We start from the raw sequence: 669 nt of genomic DNA on the forward strand, positions 1-669 counted from the left end.
CGCCGAACCCGGGCGGCTGCTGCTCACCGGCAACGCCCTGCACGCCGACATTCCCCCGGACGCCGCGGGCAGCGGACTGTTCGGCTGGCTGATGTCGATGCTCGCCCAGGACGTCGGGTTCCCGGTACCGGTCGGCGGCGCGGGCATGCTCACCCAGGCGATGGCCGCCCGCGCCACGGCCGCGGGCGCCACGATCCGCGTCGGCGATGCCGTCACGCGGATCGGCGTGCGCCACGGCCGGGTCAACGACGTCACCACCGCCGCCGGCACGACCCTGCGGGTACGCCGCGCCGTCGTCGCCGACGTCGCCGCAACCTCGCTCTACAGCGAGCTACTCCCCGCCGACGCCGTGCCCGCGCGGCTGCACAACGCGATGGAGCACTTCGAGTGGGATCCCCCCGTCGTCAAGCTCAACTGGGCACTCGACGGGCCCATCCCCTGGCACGCGAGCGGGATCGCCGACGCCGGAACCGTCCACCTCGGCGCCGACGCCGACGGAGTGCTCGCCTGGATGGCCGACCTGTCGGCCGGGCGGCTCCCGCAGAGCCCGTTCACGCTGCTCGGGCAGATGAGCACAGCCGACCCGACCCGCTCCCCCGCCGGGACCGAAAGCGTCTGGGCCTACACGCACCTGCCCCGCGGGATGAACGACGACGAACCCGCCGAACT

Annotated in this window: 1 protein-coding gene; it reads left to right on the plus strand. The window is 74.1% G+C overall.

Features of this window, described 5'->3' with window-relative positions; all coding sequences use genetic code 11:
- On the plus strand, positions 1–669 hold a 669-nt coding region (locus ACFPFQ_RS42910), incomplete at both ends, for a phytoene desaturase family protein (protein ID WP_379629033.1).

The sequence above is a fragment of the Pseudonocardia sp. GCM10023141 genome (assembly GCF_042653605.1).